The sequence below is a fragment of the Marinomonas sp. ef1 genome (genome assembly GCF_002806845.1).
Taxonomy (GTDB): Bacteria; Pseudomonadota; Gammaproteobacteria; order Pseudomonadales; family Marinomonadaceae; genus Marinomonas; species Marinomonas polaris.
In genome coordinates, this window is record NZ_NHTT01000012.1 from 96,137 (window position 1) to 111,153 (window position 15,017).

A 15,017-nucleotide genomic window follows, 5' to 3' on the forward strand; every position below is an offset into this window, starting at 1 on the left:
CAAGCGCTAAAACAATAAAACCGCCCAACTGGCGGTTTTATTGTTTCTACAACTGTTTTATTGGTGGCGTCTGAAACACAAAAAATCACCTAAAGCCGGTACTTTAAAAACAACACAAGCAAGCTCTTAAGTCATGACCCTCTTACTAAATGTGTAAAACTTGGCACTGAACGATCAAGCTTTATTAGCAAATCTTCGACCGTGATCTCCGGATCTTTATAGTTCCCTTACATCGAATCTGACTCTTGCTCAAAGTTAGCAATTAAACTAAGAGTCTCTTCTCTTGATCCCTTGGCACTAGAAAGCTTCTCTTTAAATAACAACACATCTGCCATTTTTACACGATGATGTGTACCTACTTTCATAGATGGAATTTGCCCAGCCAAAATATAGCCTGTTACCTTTGGTCGTGACATCCCAAGAAATTTAGCCGCCACAGCAGGACTAACCATTTTCTCCAAGTCAATCTGCTGTTCAAAGAACTGATCACCTCCATCCCTAGCCAATTGACCTAACACTTGAACAAGTGCATCAAGCGTCAATTTGGGTAATTCAAATTCAGCTTTTTGACCATTCTTGAGTAACACATCAATTTTTAACTTATCAAGATCCGCTTGATGCAGCTTCAGGTACTGCTGCGCTTTGATTATTGCACTGGTATCTGGCTCAACATTTAAATTTGTTTTAATCATTCGAGTAACCCCTCACCCTTAACACTATCAAGGCAAGCTAAAAGCCAGCCTCAGTAACAGCAAACATAAATGAAATATCTGAAAACATCCAGATTTTTCAGTTATTTCACTTAAGTGTTTTTAATCTAGGCTTTGTACATTCGAAAAAAGACAATAAAGACGATCATAGCGCCTTTGACGCGCTCGATGGTTTGGTCGACCCATGTGGGGTTGGTTTGGATTCTGGCGAGTTGTTGTTGGTAGTTTCGGCTGGTTTGGATCATGGCCATGATGTCGGTGGCGGGTACGACGGCGATGCTTTCTGTTATACAAAAGGATTTGGCGGCATCGTTAACAATCAATTTTTTATCTGACTCCAAATTCATATGACGACTTTTTCTATTGGAGATTCGTACAAAAAAAGTCACCAAACCTTGGGCAGTTCATCCCATCTGGTCGTGTAGCCTGGCGATAGGTGTTCGCGTTTCATTGACCATTGTGATGACACGCCTTGCGAGGCGAAGAAGACGTTGCCGAGGCCGCTCTGGTTGTGTACTTGGCAATGGCTTCGCGTAGTTCTTGCTTGTCTGTCACCTTGTGACCAAATGACCGACTGCAAATGATTTGCTGCTTTGTTGGCCTAACCAATTCCAGATCCAAACACGATACCCCATTCAACTCTCGAATGGTTCGCTCCAGCACCACAGAGAACTCACTTCGAATCGATTTAGGGTCAGCATTCGCCAGATCCAACGCGGTATGAATTCCCCTCGCCTTTAGCTTTGCCGTGGTACGACGGCCAACACCCCACACATCACTGACATCAACAATTGCCAATAAACGCTTTTGTCTGTCTGGGTCCATCAAATCTACCACCGAACCGGTGGCTGGGTACTTCTTCGCCGCGTGATTGGCCAACTTCGCCAACGTCTTGGTTGGCGCAATACCCACGCCTACCGTAATGCCCGTCCATTGATCGACCTTGGCTTTTACTCGTTTGCCAAACGCCAGCAAATCTGTCACGTGATCGACACCGGTTAAATCCATAAAGGCTTCATCGATGGAATACACTTCCAGCCGTGGCGCTTCCTCTTCTAAGATGGTCATCACCCTATTCGACAGATCCGCATACAGCGCATAATTCGACGAAAAGCACACAATACCGTGCTTTCTTATCTCGTCCTGAACCTGAAACATCGGCACGCCCATCTTAATGCCCAGCGCCTTCACTTCTTTGGAGCGCGCGACAATACAACCATCGTTATTCGACAACACAGCAACAGGCGTGTGCTTTAAATCTGGCCGGAACAACTTCTCACAACTGGCGTAAAAGTTATTGCAATCGACCAAAGCAAAGACTGTTTTATTGCTGCTCATACAGGCGAACCGCCCTGAGCCGCCAACTCGAACACATCACGATAAGTCACACACATGATCAACACCAAAATACTGTATGGATATACAGTATAGTTTTAGGCAGCGGGAATGACCAAGTGAATTTTTGTAAGAGGCAGTATTTCCGATTTTGCGAGCAAAGAGAGACGTGAGACTTATGAATATTGTAAAGACTTAGCAGCATCGTTCGTCTAAAATCTATTTTTTTAGACGTTAAACCAGCACAAGGAAAAACAATGCAGATCGAGTGCCCTGCCTGTCAAGAAGCAAATCAAATAGAATACGCAGAGAACATTAAGTGTGGGAAGTGTGAAAAAACGCTAGCTAATCACTATTACAAACGTTTCAAAAAACCAATAATATCAACTACTTTCGCTGTTTGCATAGCCGCACTTGGTGGATACAAAGTTGAAAAGGCGATTTCAGATGATCGCTACCCAATGGCAGCAGAATATGAATTGATCAGCGCATGTTCTTCTGGGCAATTCTACGCCCTATCTAGAAAGTCCGCTAAAGAAAAAGCTTCTCTCTGTGTTTGTGCACTAGAAAAAACTGTAGATGATATAAGTTACAGTGACATTAAAGAAAACGAGCAACAATTTGTTACTCGTTTTAAAGCTAATATCGCAGCTTGCTACTAACTATTTACCACGTGGTGAATTGTTACCACGACCACCACCTGAAGGGTTACCTGTAGTACTTGGTCCGTTTGGTGGTGTGTTTTTTCCTGCTTGTACGTTAATGAATTTCAACATAGTTATTACTCCTTAAATTAAAAATACATGCCCTGAGGACAAAAACATCTTAACCAATGGAAAAGGACGTATGAGGACAAAAAAAGAAAACAAGGAAGAACAACTGGAAGAGAGCAAACAATTAATCTTAGAAATTAAGAGAGTTTGTGAACAGCTTGGATTGTCTCAAAAAGAATTAGCTAAGAAGATTTATTGTGAGCAAAACGATGATGATAATGAGAAAGGCATTAAAGATTTTTCCTCTGCCTTCGCAAAACAGATACAGCGCCCTACTACACAGCCAGAAAGACTCAATGAATACCTTTCTGTCATATCAAGATTGCCTGAATTTAAAAAAAGCGACTTAGTGCGAAACAAGTACATTCCTCTTGGTCACCTGAGTGACTTAATGCAAAACGAAATGCTTAAAATCTCAAAGGAATTAGACGAAAAATTTCGTAATAAAGAAATAGAAGAAGACTGGGAAGAATAACCAAGGGGCTTTCGCCCCTTGTTCCTAAACTGTTCTAACCCTCTCCGAAGTGTCGGCCTGTGGCGTTTTTGACGCGTTCGATGGTTTGGTCGACCCATGCGGGGTTGGTTTGGATTCTGGCGAGTTGTTGTTGGTAGTTTCGGATGGTTTGGATCATGGCCATGATATCTGTGGCGGATGTTGCAATCCCGACACTGGATTTTGCCAGTGCAAATTAATGGTAGATCAAAATATCAAAAGAGTAAATCCGAATAAACCTTAAAAGTCTTAAGGTTTATTATCAGTCTGCTCAGGAAACAATTCATCACTTGCCTTCTTTTTAGCGCGTGTGATGAATAAATCATTAATGAAGTCTATATTAGAAATAATTAGTTGAAACGCCATTTTCAACTGTAGAAAAAATAGTAAAAAAATCGAAAAAACAGCTAGAATTTTCAAATATACTCTAGCTTCTAAATTTAAAACCAATGGATTTAACAAAGCGTAAAATAAATTAAACATAAGAGCCGAAATCAAAATCACAATTGAAAAAACAACTACCTCAACTAAACTTTGTATTCTATTTAATTCGTCGTCATCATAACCATCTAATTTTTTAGAAGAAGCAAAAGACAAAATAGCTTTAGGATATATATAAGCAATCCAAATCCCTGTCAATGTAAAAAAACCGATTGATATATTTTGCAAAGAAGAATTAATCAAAAATAAATCACTCATCCTTACGATATTATACAAAAAAAATGTTAACACTGCCGAAAATATCACATAAACAAAATTTGATAATAGTGCTTTAAATAAAAAGAACAGAACTTCTTTCATTTCATTCAACCTTGAGAAGACACTTCATTAGATAAAGACATATCAATTGTATCATCATTTAATGGCATTTCGATAACTGTATTTCTTTGATTATCTGCTGCAGAATTAGCCGTAAGAGCTAGAAAACTCAGAAGGGAGCTCCTTTTTTTCTTAATTTCATACATCACAGCTTTTGAGTTAAAATATAAACTTCCTTTTAGTCTAGGAGACATCAATATATATGATTGAGTTACATAACTATCAATCCATCTTACTTTATCACTTCCATATTCTTTAAAACCAATATTACACCAATTATTGTCATCTTCTAACAACTGCAATTCTTCTTGATGTATTTTAATTAAACGCCTCAACTCATTTTCGTTTAAACTAACCTCTTCCGTTATTTCAACTTTTTTTGAATCTTTTACTTCTTTAACCTTCTCAAATAGCTTGAATATAGTTTTTTTACCTTCAGAAGCATCTGAAACATGAGATATAACATCTCGGGTAACAACATGAGAAATTTTTGTAGCTAATTTATCTGGCTCCATTTCACTAGCACTTAACTCTTTAAGACTAGATTCAAAATAAAACCTAGAAGAACTTCCATCATCTGGATTTTTATAAGTCACATTTATCGTATTACCAGTAACAGGATGATCAACATGACTTGTTTTTTTATGGGGGTGTTCAATTCTATTATCAAAGCATCGTTTTATATAATGACGGAGATTCTCAGTACTTGCTGCACCATGTGGAAAGTTAACAGTAGCAATTACATTAAATTCTGGAATAAACCAATAATACATTGGTTGACCAACTATCATATCGGCAGTGTCAATATTTAAATCCTGAGATCCATCATCACCCACTTTTGCTTTTAAAGATATGCCACCAAATTTCGTACTTCCGTTCCCAATGCGTCTCCAAAAAACCACAAGTGCATCACCAGTTTCATCATCAACGTCTATACACCTGCAGTAGAGCTGTTCACGATTAGGGTTAGCATCAACATCCCACGGAATAGTATTTTGAAATTCTCGGCCAGTAACCCAATTATTAAATTTTTCAATGACAAATTTCATGTCACCATCTACATGCTGTTTACCACCACTTTTTTGCTTGTAAAAGCCACAATGGTCTACTTTGAAAAACCTTATATTACCTTTCTCTAATTTTTGTTTGATCAAAACAGCTTCATCCTTAAACAACCTAATATTTACAATAATTTTACTATATAAATATCACTTTAGACTACCAAAAAAATATTCTTCCATTAGTTTGTGATTCTACTTTCTAAAATAGCTATATATAAATTTCTATTTGCCAGTTTTCGTATGTAATGATTAGAAAAATATAAGAAGAGAAGTTCAAAAAAAATCAGCCGCCTTAAAACACAATAAAGGCGGTACGCCAGCCTAACTGAATACGTACCTAAGCATTACAACTTAGCTAAAGCAATTGATGCCACTAGCGTCAACGTGAACGCAATACCAGGAGTAAATGCTACAGACAAAGCTGTAAACAAAACACCAAAAGCACCTAGCCGAAGGTGCAAACTTGCTGAACCCGCCAAAGTAGTTTTAGTCATAGACTAACTCCTTCAACAATGTCTCAGTCTCATAAAGGGTCGGGACAGAGACGGCTCAGACTTTGCTACCAATTTAGGTTTAAAACCGGTCATTTTGGTGGTAGCAACCCGACCGGAAGGTTGTTGGAATGAGATATCTCACTTCCAAGCATTCTTTGCAGATTAAATTAAGATAAAAAATATGCTGTTTATCTCTAGACATTGATCTTAGTATACTTTTTTATTTTCACAAGCTTGATTTAGTTTATTGCCCCACTCCCCCAACGCTTTGCGCATCTGTTCTCTCAAATGGGTGTGCATGTAGCGTTTGTCCAGTCCGTCACTTTCATGGCTGTGTAGCATTCCCCTTATTGTATCTATTAGGGCCAAACGAAAAATGATTTATGCTCACAAAAGAAAGCTGCGCTTTCACGGCAGATTACGCTTCGCTTATCGTGCCCTACAAGTGGTGTTGTTTATGTTCAGCAGCGAGGAAAGACGTAACTATACATCGTGAAGAGATTTATAACGGCATTAAAGAATGAAATAAATATTGGTGTAAAAAAGGGAGAGTTTAGAACTTTGGGGAGATTAAGGTGGCATCTCTACCAGCCGCACCTCGGCACACAAGTCCACCGCTGTGGCTGCTTCCTTCCGGACCTGACCAGATTAACGGTTTATCGTTGCGAGGGGACCAGCAGAGACACCATAAAGGAGGCTTGTTGACCTTGGGGCGCAATTATACGCAGCAAAATCGAAATATCAACCGCCTTTCTTATGTATTTTCAAATACTTATAAATTGCCGCTAATCATCACCCTTTTCTACTCCATCTCTACTCTATTGCTTCTTTGTATCAAGCTATAACGCTGCTTCTATTTACGGTAAGATACGCGCCATTAAGAATCATAGGAGTAGCGAGTTGAAGCTATTTGTAAAAAACCTGACCCACGTGGATTTTTCCTACTTTGATGCCACACGTGGTTTGTTGGGTGAAAGCTGGCAGACAGACATTGTGCTGACAGGCAAGTTAAACGATGAAAGCATGATTTGTGATTTCAGTATCGTTAAAAAACAAATCAAGAAATGGCTGGATGAAAATATCGATCACATGCTGGCGATTCCTGCTGAGCACAGCGGATCAACTATGACTCCATTAGCTGATGATCGCGTGTCTTTTCACTTTGATCACAGTAAAGCCGCCACTAACGATAAACGTGTCTTTCAGTGCGACGCGCCGACCCAAGCCATTTGTGTATTGCCAATGACAGAAGTCACGCCAGAAGCGGTTGCTAAATGGGTTGAGTCGCAAATTCTTAATCTGCTGCCAGCGGAATTAGAAGCCGTTAGCGTGCGTTTTTCACCAGAGCAAATTACTGGCGCACAATATCAATACAGCCATGGCTTAAAGAAGCATGCAGGTAATTGCCAACGGATTGCTCATGGTCATCGCTCTACGGTTGAGATTTACACAGATGGCGCACGAAATGCTGCAATGGAACACGATTGGGCAAAGCGTTGGGAAGACATCTATTTAGGTACCCAAGAAGACTTGATAAGCCAAGTGACTGAAAACGGTGTAAATTATCACTGCTTTAGCTACACCAGCCAGCAAGGTTTGTTTGAGCTAAAAATCGACAGCAATCAAGTCTACATGCTGGATTGCGATACCACGGTTGAATCCCTTTCTGCCCACATTGCCGATGTATTAGCAGAAGAGAATCCAGATGTGCACATTGAAGCCCACGGTTTTGAAGGCATTGGTAAAGGCGCAATCTCAGAAAAAATAAAGGCAAGAATATGAGCTTAAAAGAGTACGAAAACCTCGCCAAAGGCGAAAAGCTATCTTTAGACACAGTATTAGCAAATTTAAAAACAGACGAGCATGGCTTGGTCGCGGCCATCGCGCAACAACATGATACTGGTGAAGTATTAATGTTGGCGTACATGAATGAAAAATCCATTCGTGAAACCCTAGAAACAGGTCAAGTATGTTATTGGTCTCGCTCACGCCAAACCTACTGGCGTAAAGGCGAAAGTTCTGGTCACCGCCAAACATTGGTATCTATGTCATTCGACTGTGATGGCGACGCGATTCTGGTCAAAGTGAATCAACAAGGCCCTGCTTGCCATACCAATCGACGCGACTGCTTCTTTTTTACGGTTGACGGAAACGACGTTGTTATCAGCTCTGCACCATCTACAACCAAGTAAGTTACAAAAAACGCACAAAAATGGAGCATTTTGGCAAAAAACCACTATGCTTCTCTCTCCCTTTCGAGTTACCTTAGGTCTTGTCAGTTTTTTTTGCACATTCCACAAGAATTATGCAATCGAATCTGAACGGTAAAAAAGCAAATTTTTTATTCACTCTCGAAGCTAGCAAATATTTTGCCAAACTTTAGATCAAATAAAGTACAAGTTCAGGAAGGATAACAAGTCAACGCCCTTCGTGCGAGGGAATGAAACTTGATTGGCATAAGTATTGCTGGATAAGAGATATCGACCAACACTCTTAATTCATTGGGTTAACTATGTTAAATCTGTCCGTACGCACTAAAATACTTTCACTTATTGCACTCTTTTCGCTGGTTATTGTTGGTATGAGCGTTAGTTCTGCACTTACCAGTAAATCCGTGTCTTCAGAATTACAAAGCCTTTCCACGCAAAGCCTCCAACTAGTTAAGAACTTAGAAAAAAGTCGTCAGCTTTTACTACAACAATCTGTTGAATTTGAACGCGGTTACTTCCAAGTATCTATTGCTAAAACAATTGGTGGGTATGGCACTGAGCAAATTGCAGAATCAGCAGAAAAATTCAAAACTTACACTGGTGAGTTGGTAACCAGTATCGAAAATGTAAAAAGCATTCTTGCAACCATGCCAGTACACGATGGATTAGACGGCTTACTAGAACAGATTAAAGCACTAGAAGAGCAACAAGCTATCTTCTTAGAAGCCAGCACAGAAACCTACAGCTGGTGGGTCAAGCTCAACACCATGAAAGCGAATAAATCTCGACGCGCTGCTGACGAAAGCTTGATTACGGTGAACAAACAAATGGAGGAAATTATAACCTCCATTAATGAATACAGTAGCGCCGTTGCAGACAACCAAAACAGCAAACTTGATCAAACCATTTATGCCAGTGGTTTATTTGCCGCAGTACTCATTGTGATTGGTATCACTGTCAGTATCATCATTGTTAACGGCATTTGTAGACCGCTTATTAAAGCTGTTCGACGCGCAGAAGAAATTGCCTCAGGTGATTTGGTTCAATCTAAAATTGCCAGCACACGCAAAGACGAAATCGGCATGCTGGAAACAGCAATGGACAAACTAGTCATTCAGCTTAGTAGCATTTTGCATGATGTGGCTGAGTCCAGCTCCATGTTGACCAATGCAGCTAATGACCTTAACCGTATTACCGACGAATCCTCTGAAATGGTCGATCGCCAACAACAAGAAACCAACTTCATATCTCAAGCGATACAAGAAATTCAAGCCACGGCAGTGCATGTTTCTGAATCCACAACAGACGCAAGCCAAGCAGCGCATGATGCCGAAACAGCAGCCAATGAAGGCACCGCAATTGTCACTAGAACAATTGATAGCATTCAAGAATTAGCGACTGAAATAGCCAGTTCTGCACATACTATTAATGAATTACAATCCAATACTAAAGAAATCAGTAATATCCTTAACGTCATTCTAGGTATTGCAGAACAAACCAACCTACTCGCTCTAAACGCTGCGATTGAAGCTGCGCGAGCTGGTGAGCAAGGTCGAGGCTTTGCTGTGGTAGCTGATGAAGTGCGCCATCTTGCACAGAACACGCAAAATGCCACACAAGAAATTGAGAAAATGATTGCTCTATTACAAAGTGGTACAAGCTCTGCAGTAAAAGCCATGACATCGAGCCATCAGCGCTCCACTGATGCCGTAAATCAAGTTAAACACGAGGAAGATTCGCTTCGACATATCAATCAATCCGTGTCTAAAATTCGCGATATGAACGATAGAATTTCAGCGACAGCAGAAGAGCAAGCATCAGTAACGGCCGAAGTAAGCCGCAATGTCGAAAATATTACGGAGATTGCATCACGCACCACTAAATCTATACATTCTATTAGTAACTCAGCTGGACAGCTGGCTTCATTAGCCACACAATTGTCGGCAAAAATCAGCTACTTCAAAGTATAGAGCTACAGCAAATTAAGATCTCTAGGGAAGTAACTTAGTTACTTCCCTTTATTTTATTCCTAGGAGAAAATCATGTGTCGTTGGATGGCGTACCAAGGCGATCCTGTTTACCTTGAGTCATTGCTTTTTAAACAAGAGCATTCTTTAATTCATCAAAGCTTAAGCGCCAGAAAATCCGAAGTCACCGTGAATGCCGATGGTTTTGGTCTTGGCTGGTACGATGAACGCGAAGAACCTGGACTTTATCATGAAGTCTTGCCAGCTTGGAGTGACAGCAATTTAAAGAGTTTAGCGAGACACATTAAAAGTGGGCTATTCTTCGCCCATGTTCGCTCCTCTACGGGCACAGAAACCAACCGTTCGAACTGCCACCCATTCAGTTACAAGAATTGGTTATTCATGCACAACGGACAAATTGGCGGTTATGAGTCTTTACGCTGGCAGTTGGATCGCTTGATTCCAGAGCATCTTTATAGCCACCGTCATGGCGCAACTGATTCAGAAGTTATTTTCCTATTGATGATCGCCAATGGTTTAGAAACGAATCCAGAATATGCGATTGAGATAACTTTATCGCAAATTCTCGACATGATGAAACAGAAGAACATCAAAGATCCATTGCGCTTCACGGCGGTTTTTTCAGACGGAGAAGAAATCACCGCGATTCGCTTTTCCAGTGATGAACTGGCGCCAAGCCTATACTGCAAGCAATTCGCCAAGCACATTGTGATTGGCTCAGAACCTCTCGACCATTGCAGCGACAGCTGGACTCAAGTTCCAGCAGGACACATTGCCAGAATCAAAGGTCAAAATTACCAAATCCAACCTTTGTCTGAATTATTAAAAATGACCGCCTAGCGGTCACTTTTAATAAATAATTTATCTTTTATATTATTGCTACTTTATCTTCCCACTTCCTTTGACCTACATCATGCAACTTAATCGTTTGACTGTTACCCTTCAGGGGTAAGTTATTCAATTGCATTGATTCAATTAAAAGGAGCTAACATGATCAACTACCAATTAGACAACAAAAAAGCCATGGTAACAGGCGGCGCATCAGGGATTGGTTTAGCCTGTGTAGAGCTACTGGCCTATTCAGGTGCCGATGTCGCCATTTGGGATCTTCATGAAGAAGCATTAGAAAAAGCTAGACAATCTATCAGTAAATACAATGTGAAATGCATCACCATTAAAGTCGATGTAAGTGATCCTGAATCGGTCAAAGCTGCTATGGATGAAACCGTGAAGCAACTTGGTAGTCTAGATATAGCGGTCAACAACGCAGGCATTGGCGGCCCCGCTTGCAAATCTGGCGATTACACCACAGAAGATTGGTTAAAAGTGATTGATGTTAACTTCAACGGTGTTTTTTATTGCCAACGCGAAGCCATTGCTGCCATGCGTAAAAATGGTTCTGGTAGCATTATCAACATGGCATCCATCCTTGGCCAAGTTGCATTCCCGAGCTCACCCGCTTACGTCAGCGCAAAACATGGCGTTGTTGGTATGTCCAAAGCCGCTGCAGTCGAGCATGCAGAGGACAACATTCGTGTAAATGCCGTAGGCCCTGGCTTTATTCATACGCCTTTGGTCGATGAACATTTAGATGCCGAGACACTAGATATGCTTGCTCAAAAACACGCACTTAAGCGCCTTGGCAAACCAGAAGAAGTCGCCCACCTTGTGGCTTGGTTAGCCAGTGATGCGGCGTCTTTTGTTACTGCATCGTATTATCCTGTAGACGGTGGTTACCTCGCACAGTAAATCTACCTAGATAACTTGTTACTAGGCGATAAAACAAAAAAACCTCACCTTGGATCAAGATGAGGTTTTTTATTGCGATACTATTTATGCACCCTTCTTTTATGCGCTCTCTTTTTCTCGATACGCGTAAGTCGCATCAAAGCGCGACTGAATCCAGTCGCCGCTTAAAATAGCATCGTATTTCGCAGGTTTGTCAGATGTAGCGCAACTCGGCACACACTCAACATTGGTTTCGTAGTCTGGTTCCACAAAGAATGGAAACGAGTAACGATGCACATCTGGCAACGAAGCACGCACACGGTGTGCAGTAGAAACATATTCGTCGTTGGTCCAACGCTGCATCAAGTCACCAATATTTACCACTAACGCTTCATCGATTGGCGTTGCATCGACCCATTCGCCTTTGCGATTTTTCACTTGCAAACCACCAATCTGATCTTGCAACAACAAGGTGACACAGCCGTAATCCGTGTGCGCACCCGCGCCGTTGTCATGGTCGTTAGCTGGACGCGGCGGATAGTGAATCATACGTAACACGGTAACGTGATCTTTAAAGCAACGTACAAAGAAATCATTGTCCAAAGACAGTGCTTGCGCCATAGCCGTCAGCAATTTTTGTGCTACCTGAAAGGCTTGTACATAGTATTCTTGCAGTACTTCTACGGTTGCTGGATCACTTGGATTTTGGTTTGGCCCGTACATGGTTGGGTATTTCGCGACCAAAGGATGATCCTTTGGAAAATCCAACGCCATATCAAAGGTTTCTTTCCAATCCGCGTGACCAATTTCATCCAGCTGCTCTTCACCAATATTGCCATAACCGCGGTGATTAATACTGTCTTTAATATCAATAGCGTTTTTCACATCTTGCGGCTGATTAAAGAATCGTTTAGCTTCACGCATCAACGCGGCCATCAATTCTTTCGGAATACCTGTATTAGTTAGGTAGAAAAATCCAATCTCTCGGCACGCCTTGTCTAGGGCGTTTATTTCAGTTTGGCGGACTGACTCGCTCTCGTGAGTCAGTTTAGATAAATCAATCAATGGAATGGACATTACGCGTTCCTTAGGCTCTGGAAGACAGTTTAATAAGTTGTGTGTGCTTAGGATTAAAGCGTTTTAGACCCACTTCGCCAAAATCCACAAAAATCATTTGTTTTTCGTCTCGTTCTTGTCGCACGACAACACCCTGACCGAACTGATCGTGGCGTACTTTGTCGCCGGGCTGTAAGAGACTTTTACCTTCAACCCGATGACGAAAGGTCAGCGACGGAGAAGGATCGACCGCGTTCAAATAACGCTGAAAGACCGAACCTTTTTCCGTATCAATTGGCGTGCCAACATTTTCGACATACCAGGCTTCGCAAATACGACTCACTGCATAAGGCTGCGCTTCAAAGACAAAACGCGATAAAGACAAGCTTTTCAGTGCTGCGCGGGGAATATCACCCTGCTTCATGCGTTTATGCTCGTCTGCACTCGGCGTTTCCAATAGCACGAGTTTCTGTTTCGCGCGGGTAATCGCCACATAAAACAAACGGCGTTCGGATGCCAAATCACTGGCAGCTTGCTTATCAATGGCGCTTAGATCCTCATCATAATAAGGAAAGCGCCCTTCTTGTAAGCCAGACAATAACACCTGATCGAACTCTAAGCCTTTCGACTTGTGAATCGTCATCAGATGCACTCCGTGAACATCGTCAGTTTGTTTTTCATTCAAGGTGGCAAGTTGTTCTAAAATCGATTTTGCATCACCGCCAACACCACGTACATAGGCCATAAAGGCATCACAAGTAGCTATTTTCTCTTGGGTCTGAATATCTTTACTACTGGTGCTTTCAAAGTAGCGATAAATGCCTAACTTTTCTAAAGTGTGCGCCAAGCCTTGCGCCGGATCGGTGCGATAAATACTTAAGCTGCGCAACCAGTCAGCACGTTCGTAAAGCTTTTTGGCGCGCCAACCATCCGTCGCATCCGCAACAGACTCAATAATCTGAGGCAACAAATGCGGCGATTGTTTGGCTTGTTGGATTAAGGTTTTACGCTGAGCCATCGAAGCACCAAGGCTCGGAATCATCAGCAAGTATTCGATATCGTCGGGGTGAAAAAACGTGCTGGTATTTTCTAAGCCACCAGCAATCACCGCAAGATACGCCATTAGCATGCGAATCTGACGATTTTCCAATAACGGCGAATCACCGTGTAATTGATACGGCACACCTTTGTGCATCAAGGCTAATTGCACTGGCACCATGTCGCTGTACAAACGCACCAACACTGCGGTATCGCTTAGCGCACGACCCTCTTCCACCCAAGCTTTCAATTCGCCCAGCAAGGCTTTGCCTGTCTTCGGTGCTCGTGCAAAAGACACTCTGGTGCGTTCGCCAGCGCCAATCACCAAGGCATCAGGATCGTTTTCACTGATCACGCTCGACGCCATTAAACCGACCGCATGACCAAAACGAAAACTGGTGCTCAACGGATACGTGACCACATTGGCAAAATCTTGGTCAAACTGGCTTGCCATGATCTCTGGACTGGCACCGCGCCATTCGTAAATACATTGCTGTACATCACCCACAATCATCCATTGGCAAGGCGCAGAATAAAGCAGCTTTAGCAGCTCGTATTGGCAAGGGTTGATATCTTGAAATTCGTCAATTAACAAATAACGGAAATCAGGCACTAAGCCACGCACTCTCACGCGTTCAGCTTCGTCTAATTGACTGATTAATTCATAAGGATCGCTGAGTAAATCGGCAAAAAAACGAATGTTATTACGTTTGCGCAGCTTTTCTAATTCATCGTATAGCGCAGGGAAAAACTTGCGTTCGCTGGACCAGCCCAAGGCTTCAAAAACAATCTGTGCTGGTTGGTCAGACGCTTTGACCTGATCGACAAATAACAGCACGTCTTCCAGCCAATCTTTCTCATCCAAAATAGCGATTTTCTCACCATTGCGAACCAGACGTTGCAAGGCCTCGCGTAACATCTTCACCAAGCTAAAATCGTCTGTAATTAACTTGGCGGCAGACAACCAACCTTGCTGTTCCAAACGACGACAAAACTTCATCCCAAAGGCATGAAAAGTCATCACACTGGGAGAACGGAAATGCCCAGCACTCATGAGTCGCTTGCTCAAACGCTCGGAAAATTCTTCCTGCGCGCTTTTGTTGAACATAAATACGCCAATGTGAGACGGATCAACACCCTGAACCAATAAATGCTCGATACGAGAAATTAAGGTGGTGGTTTTACCTGCACCCGCCACGGCGATAACTTTCGCAGGCGATGTGAGATCGTGATGTACAACAAGCGTTTGCTCATCGGTTAACAAGGTGGTCATCTCAGTATTGGGCTGTACTTGTGTCAAAATAATTTTGCC

Annotated in this window: 17 protein-coding genes and 1 other RNA gene; 7 read left to right on the plus strand and 11 right to left on the minus strand. The window is 42.0% G+C overall.

Features of this window, described 5'->3' with window-relative positions; all coding sequences use genetic code 11:
* Positions 1 to 227: 227 nt before the first annotated feature.
* From CCS02_RS16590 to CCS02_RS16600, 4 genes are all read right to left on the minus strand, one after another.
* Positions 228 to 692: a helix-turn-helix domain-containing protein gene (locus CCS02_RS16590; RefSeq protein ID WP_100637167.1), complete on the minus strand. Its 465-nt coding sequence runs from the start codon at positions 690 to 692 to the stop codon at positions 228 to 230.
* A 125-nt stretch (positions 693 to 817) separates the two neighbouring features.
* Complete coding sequence (locus CCS02_RS16595; protein ID WP_198515405.1) at positions 818 to 1,057, minus strand: hypothetical protein; 240 nt, start codon at positions 1,055 to 1,057, stop codon at positions 818 to 820.
* Between the two features lie 38 nt (positions 1,058 to 1,095).
* Positions 1,096 to 1,179: a DUF4113 domain-containing protein gene (locus CCS02_RS22565; RefSeq protein ID WP_442919324.1), complete on the minus strand. Its 84-nt coding sequence runs from the start codon at positions 1,177 to 1,179 to the stop codon at positions 1,096 to 1,098.
* Positions 1,158 to 2,048, minus strand: coding sequence for a Y-family DNA polymerase (locus tag CCS02_RS16600; RefSeq protein WP_442919323.1), 891 nt, complete (start codon positions 2,046 to 2,048; stop codon positions 1,158 to 1,160). The genes CCS02_RS22565 and CCS02_RS16600 overlap by 22 nt, the downstream gene beginning before the upstream one ends.
* Positions 2,049 to 2,302: 254 nt before the next feature.
* Here CCS02_RS16600 and CCS02_RS16605 point away from each other — a divergent pair, with 254 nt between their 5' ends.
* Complete coding sequence (locus tag CCS02_RS16605; protein ID WP_100637168.1) at positions 2,303 to 2,707, plus strand: hypothetical protein; 405 nt, start codon at positions 2,303 to 2,305, stop codon at positions 2,705 to 2,707.
* Between the two features lie 184 nt (positions 2,708 to 2,891).
* Positions 2,892 to 3,293, plus strand: a complete 402-nt coding sequence (locus tag CCS02_RS16610) for a hypothetical protein (RefSeq protein WP_100637169.1) — start codon at positions 2,892 to 2,894, stop codon at positions 3,291 to 3,293.
* Positions 3,294 to 3,327: 34 nt separating this feature from the next.
* Here CCS02_RS16610 and CCS02_RS22495 read toward each other — a convergent pair whose 3' ends face one another.
* The 5 genes from CCS02_RS22495 to ffs form a co-directional block, all read right to left on the minus strand.
* Positions 3,328 to 3,450 carry a hypothetical protein gene (locus CCS02_RS22495; protein WP_269800432.1) on the minus strand — a complete coding sequence of 41 codons (123 nt, stop codon included), beginning with the start codon at positions 3,448 to 3,450 and terminating at the stop codon, positions 3,328 to 3,330.
* Between the two features lie 110 nt (positions 3,451 to 3,560).
* Entirely contained in the window at positions 3,561 to 4,112 is a 552-nt protein-coding gene (locus CCS02_RS16620; RefSeq protein WP_100637170.1) for a hypothetical protein, read from the minus strand.
* A 5-nt stretch (positions 4,113 to 4,117) separates the two neighbouring features.
* A complete protein-coding gene (locus tag CCS02_RS16625) occupies positions 4,118 to 5,284 on the minus strand; it encodes a hypothetical protein (RefSeq protein ID WP_100637171.1) in 1,167 nt (388 codons plus the stop codon).
* 251 nt (positions 5,285 to 5,535) lie between these two features.
* Complete coding sequence (locus tag CCS02_RS22185) at positions 5,536 to 5,685, minus strand: hypothetical protein (RefSeq protein WP_157808006.1); 150 nt, start codon at positions 5,683 to 5,685, stop codon at positions 5,536 to 5,538.
* Positions 5,686 to 6,267: 582 nt separating this feature from the next.
* Positions 6,268 to 6,364, minus strand: an RNA gene (gene ffs / locus CCS02_RS16630) — signal recognition particle sRNA small type.
* 221 nt (positions 6,365 to 6,585) lie between these two features.
* On the opposite strand from ffs, the gene CCS02_RS16635 reads away from it, so the two are divergent.
* The 5 genes from CCS02_RS16635 (at position 6,586) to CCS02_RS16655 (ending at position 11,632) form a co-directional block, all read left to right on the plus strand.
* Complete coding sequence (locus CCS02_RS16635) at positions 6,586 to 7,467, plus strand: 6-carboxytetrahydropterin synthase (protein WP_100637172.1); 882 nt, start codon at positions 6,586 to 6,588, stop codon at positions 7,465 to 7,467.
* Positions 7,464 to 7,877 (plus strand): phosphoribosyl-AMP cyclohydrolase, encoded by a 414-nt coding sequence (gene hisI / locus CCS02_RS16640; RefSeq protein ID WP_100637173.1) that lies wholly within the window; start codon positions 7,464 to 7,466, stop codon positions 7,875 to 7,877. The genes CCS02_RS16635 and hisI overlap by 4 nt, the downstream gene beginning before the upstream one ends.
* 320 nt (positions 7,878 to 8,197) lie before the next feature.
* Positions 8,198 to 9,865 (plus strand): methyl-accepting chemotaxis protein, encoded by a 1,668-nt coding sequence (locus tag CCS02_RS16645; protein ID WP_100637174.1) that lies wholly within the window; start codon positions 8,198 to 8,200, stop codon positions 9,863 to 9,865.
* A gap of 72 nt (positions 9,866 to 9,937) precedes the next feature.
* Positions 9,938 to 10,723: a class II glutamine amidotransferase gene (locus CCS02_RS16650; protein ID WP_072839818.1), complete on the plus strand. Its 786-nt coding sequence runs from the start codon at positions 9,938 to 9,940 to the stop codon at positions 10,721 to 10,723.
* A gap of 150 nt (positions 10,724 to 10,873) precedes the next feature.
* Entirely contained in the window at positions 10,874 to 11,632 is a 759-nt protein-coding gene (locus tag CCS02_RS16655) for an SDR family NAD(P)-dependent oxidoreductase (RefSeq protein ID WP_100188438.1), read from the plus strand.
* Between the two features lie 99 nt (positions 11,633 to 11,731).
* Here CCS02_RS16655 and CCS02_RS16660 read toward each other — a convergent pair whose 3' ends face one another.
* Positions 11,732 to 12,688: an isopenicillin N synthase family dioxygenase gene (locus CCS02_RS16660; RefSeq protein WP_100637175.1), complete on the minus strand. Its 957-nt coding sequence runs from the start codon at positions 12,686 to 12,688 to the stop codon at positions 11,732 to 11,734.
* A 10-nt stretch (positions 12,689 to 12,698) separates the two neighbouring features.
* The gene (locus CCS02_RS16665; RefSeq protein ID WP_232728897.1) at positions 12,699 to 15,005 is read right to left on the minus strand and encodes an ATP-dependent helicase; all 2,307 of its coding nucleotides are present in this window, start codon (positions 15,003 to 15,005) and stop codon (positions 12,699 to 12,701) included.
* Between the last annotated feature and the right edge of the window lie 12 nt (positions 15,006 to 15,017).

Bases quoted from the DNA above. Each gene is read 5' to 3' on its own strand.
- CCS02_RS16590 (WP_100637167.1), bottom strand. From the start codon at position 692: ATGATTAAAACAAATTTAAATGTTGAGCCAGATACCAGTGCAATAATC.
- CCS02_RS16595 (WP_198515405.1), bottom strand. From the start codon at position 1,057: ATGAATTTGGAGTCAGATAAAAAATTGATTGTTAACGATGCCGCCAAA.
- CCS02_RS16600 (WP_442919323.1), bottom strand. From the start codon at position 2,048: ATGAGCAGCAATAAAACAGTCTTTGCTTTGGTCGATTGCAATAACTTT.
- CCS02_RS16605 (WP_100637168.1), top strand. From the start codon at position 2,303: ATGCAGATCGAGTGCCCTGCCTGTCAAGAAGCAAATCAAATAGAATAC.
- CCS02_RS16610 (WP_100637169.1), top strand. From the start codon at position 2,892: ATGAGGACAAAAAAAGAAAACAAGGAAGAACAACTGGAAGAGAGCAAA.
- CCS02_RS22495 (WP_269800432.1), bottom strand. From the start codon at position 3,450: ATGATCCAAACCATCCGAAACTACCAACAACAACTCGCCAGAATCCAA.
- CCS02_RS16620 (WP_100637170.1), bottom strand. From the start codon at position 4,112: ATGAAAGAAGTTCTGTTCTTTTTATTTAAAGCACTATTATCAAATTTT.
- CCS02_RS22185 (WP_157808006.1), bottom strand. From the start codon at position 5,685: ATGACTAAAACTACTTTGGCGGGTTCAGCAAGTTTGCACCTTCGGCTA.
- hisI (WP_100637173.1), top strand. From the start codon at position 7,464: ATGAGCTTAAAAGAGTACGAAAACCTCGCCAAAGGCGAAAAGCTATCT.
- CCS02_RS16645 (WP_100637174.1), top strand. From the start codon at position 8,198: ATGTTAAATCTGTCCGTACGCACTAAAATACTTTCACTTATTGCACTC.
- CCS02_RS16650 (WP_072839818.1), top strand. From the start codon at position 9,938: ATGTGTCGTTGGATGGCGTACCAAGGCGATCCTGTTTACCTTGAGTCA.
- CCS02_RS16655 (WP_100188438.1), top strand. From the start codon at position 10,874: ATGATCAACTACCAATTAGACAACAAAAAAGCCATGGTAACAGGCGGC.
- CCS02_RS16660 (WP_100637175.1), bottom strand. From the start codon at position 12,688: ATGTCCATTCCATTGATTGATTTATCTAAACTGACTCACGAGAGCGAG.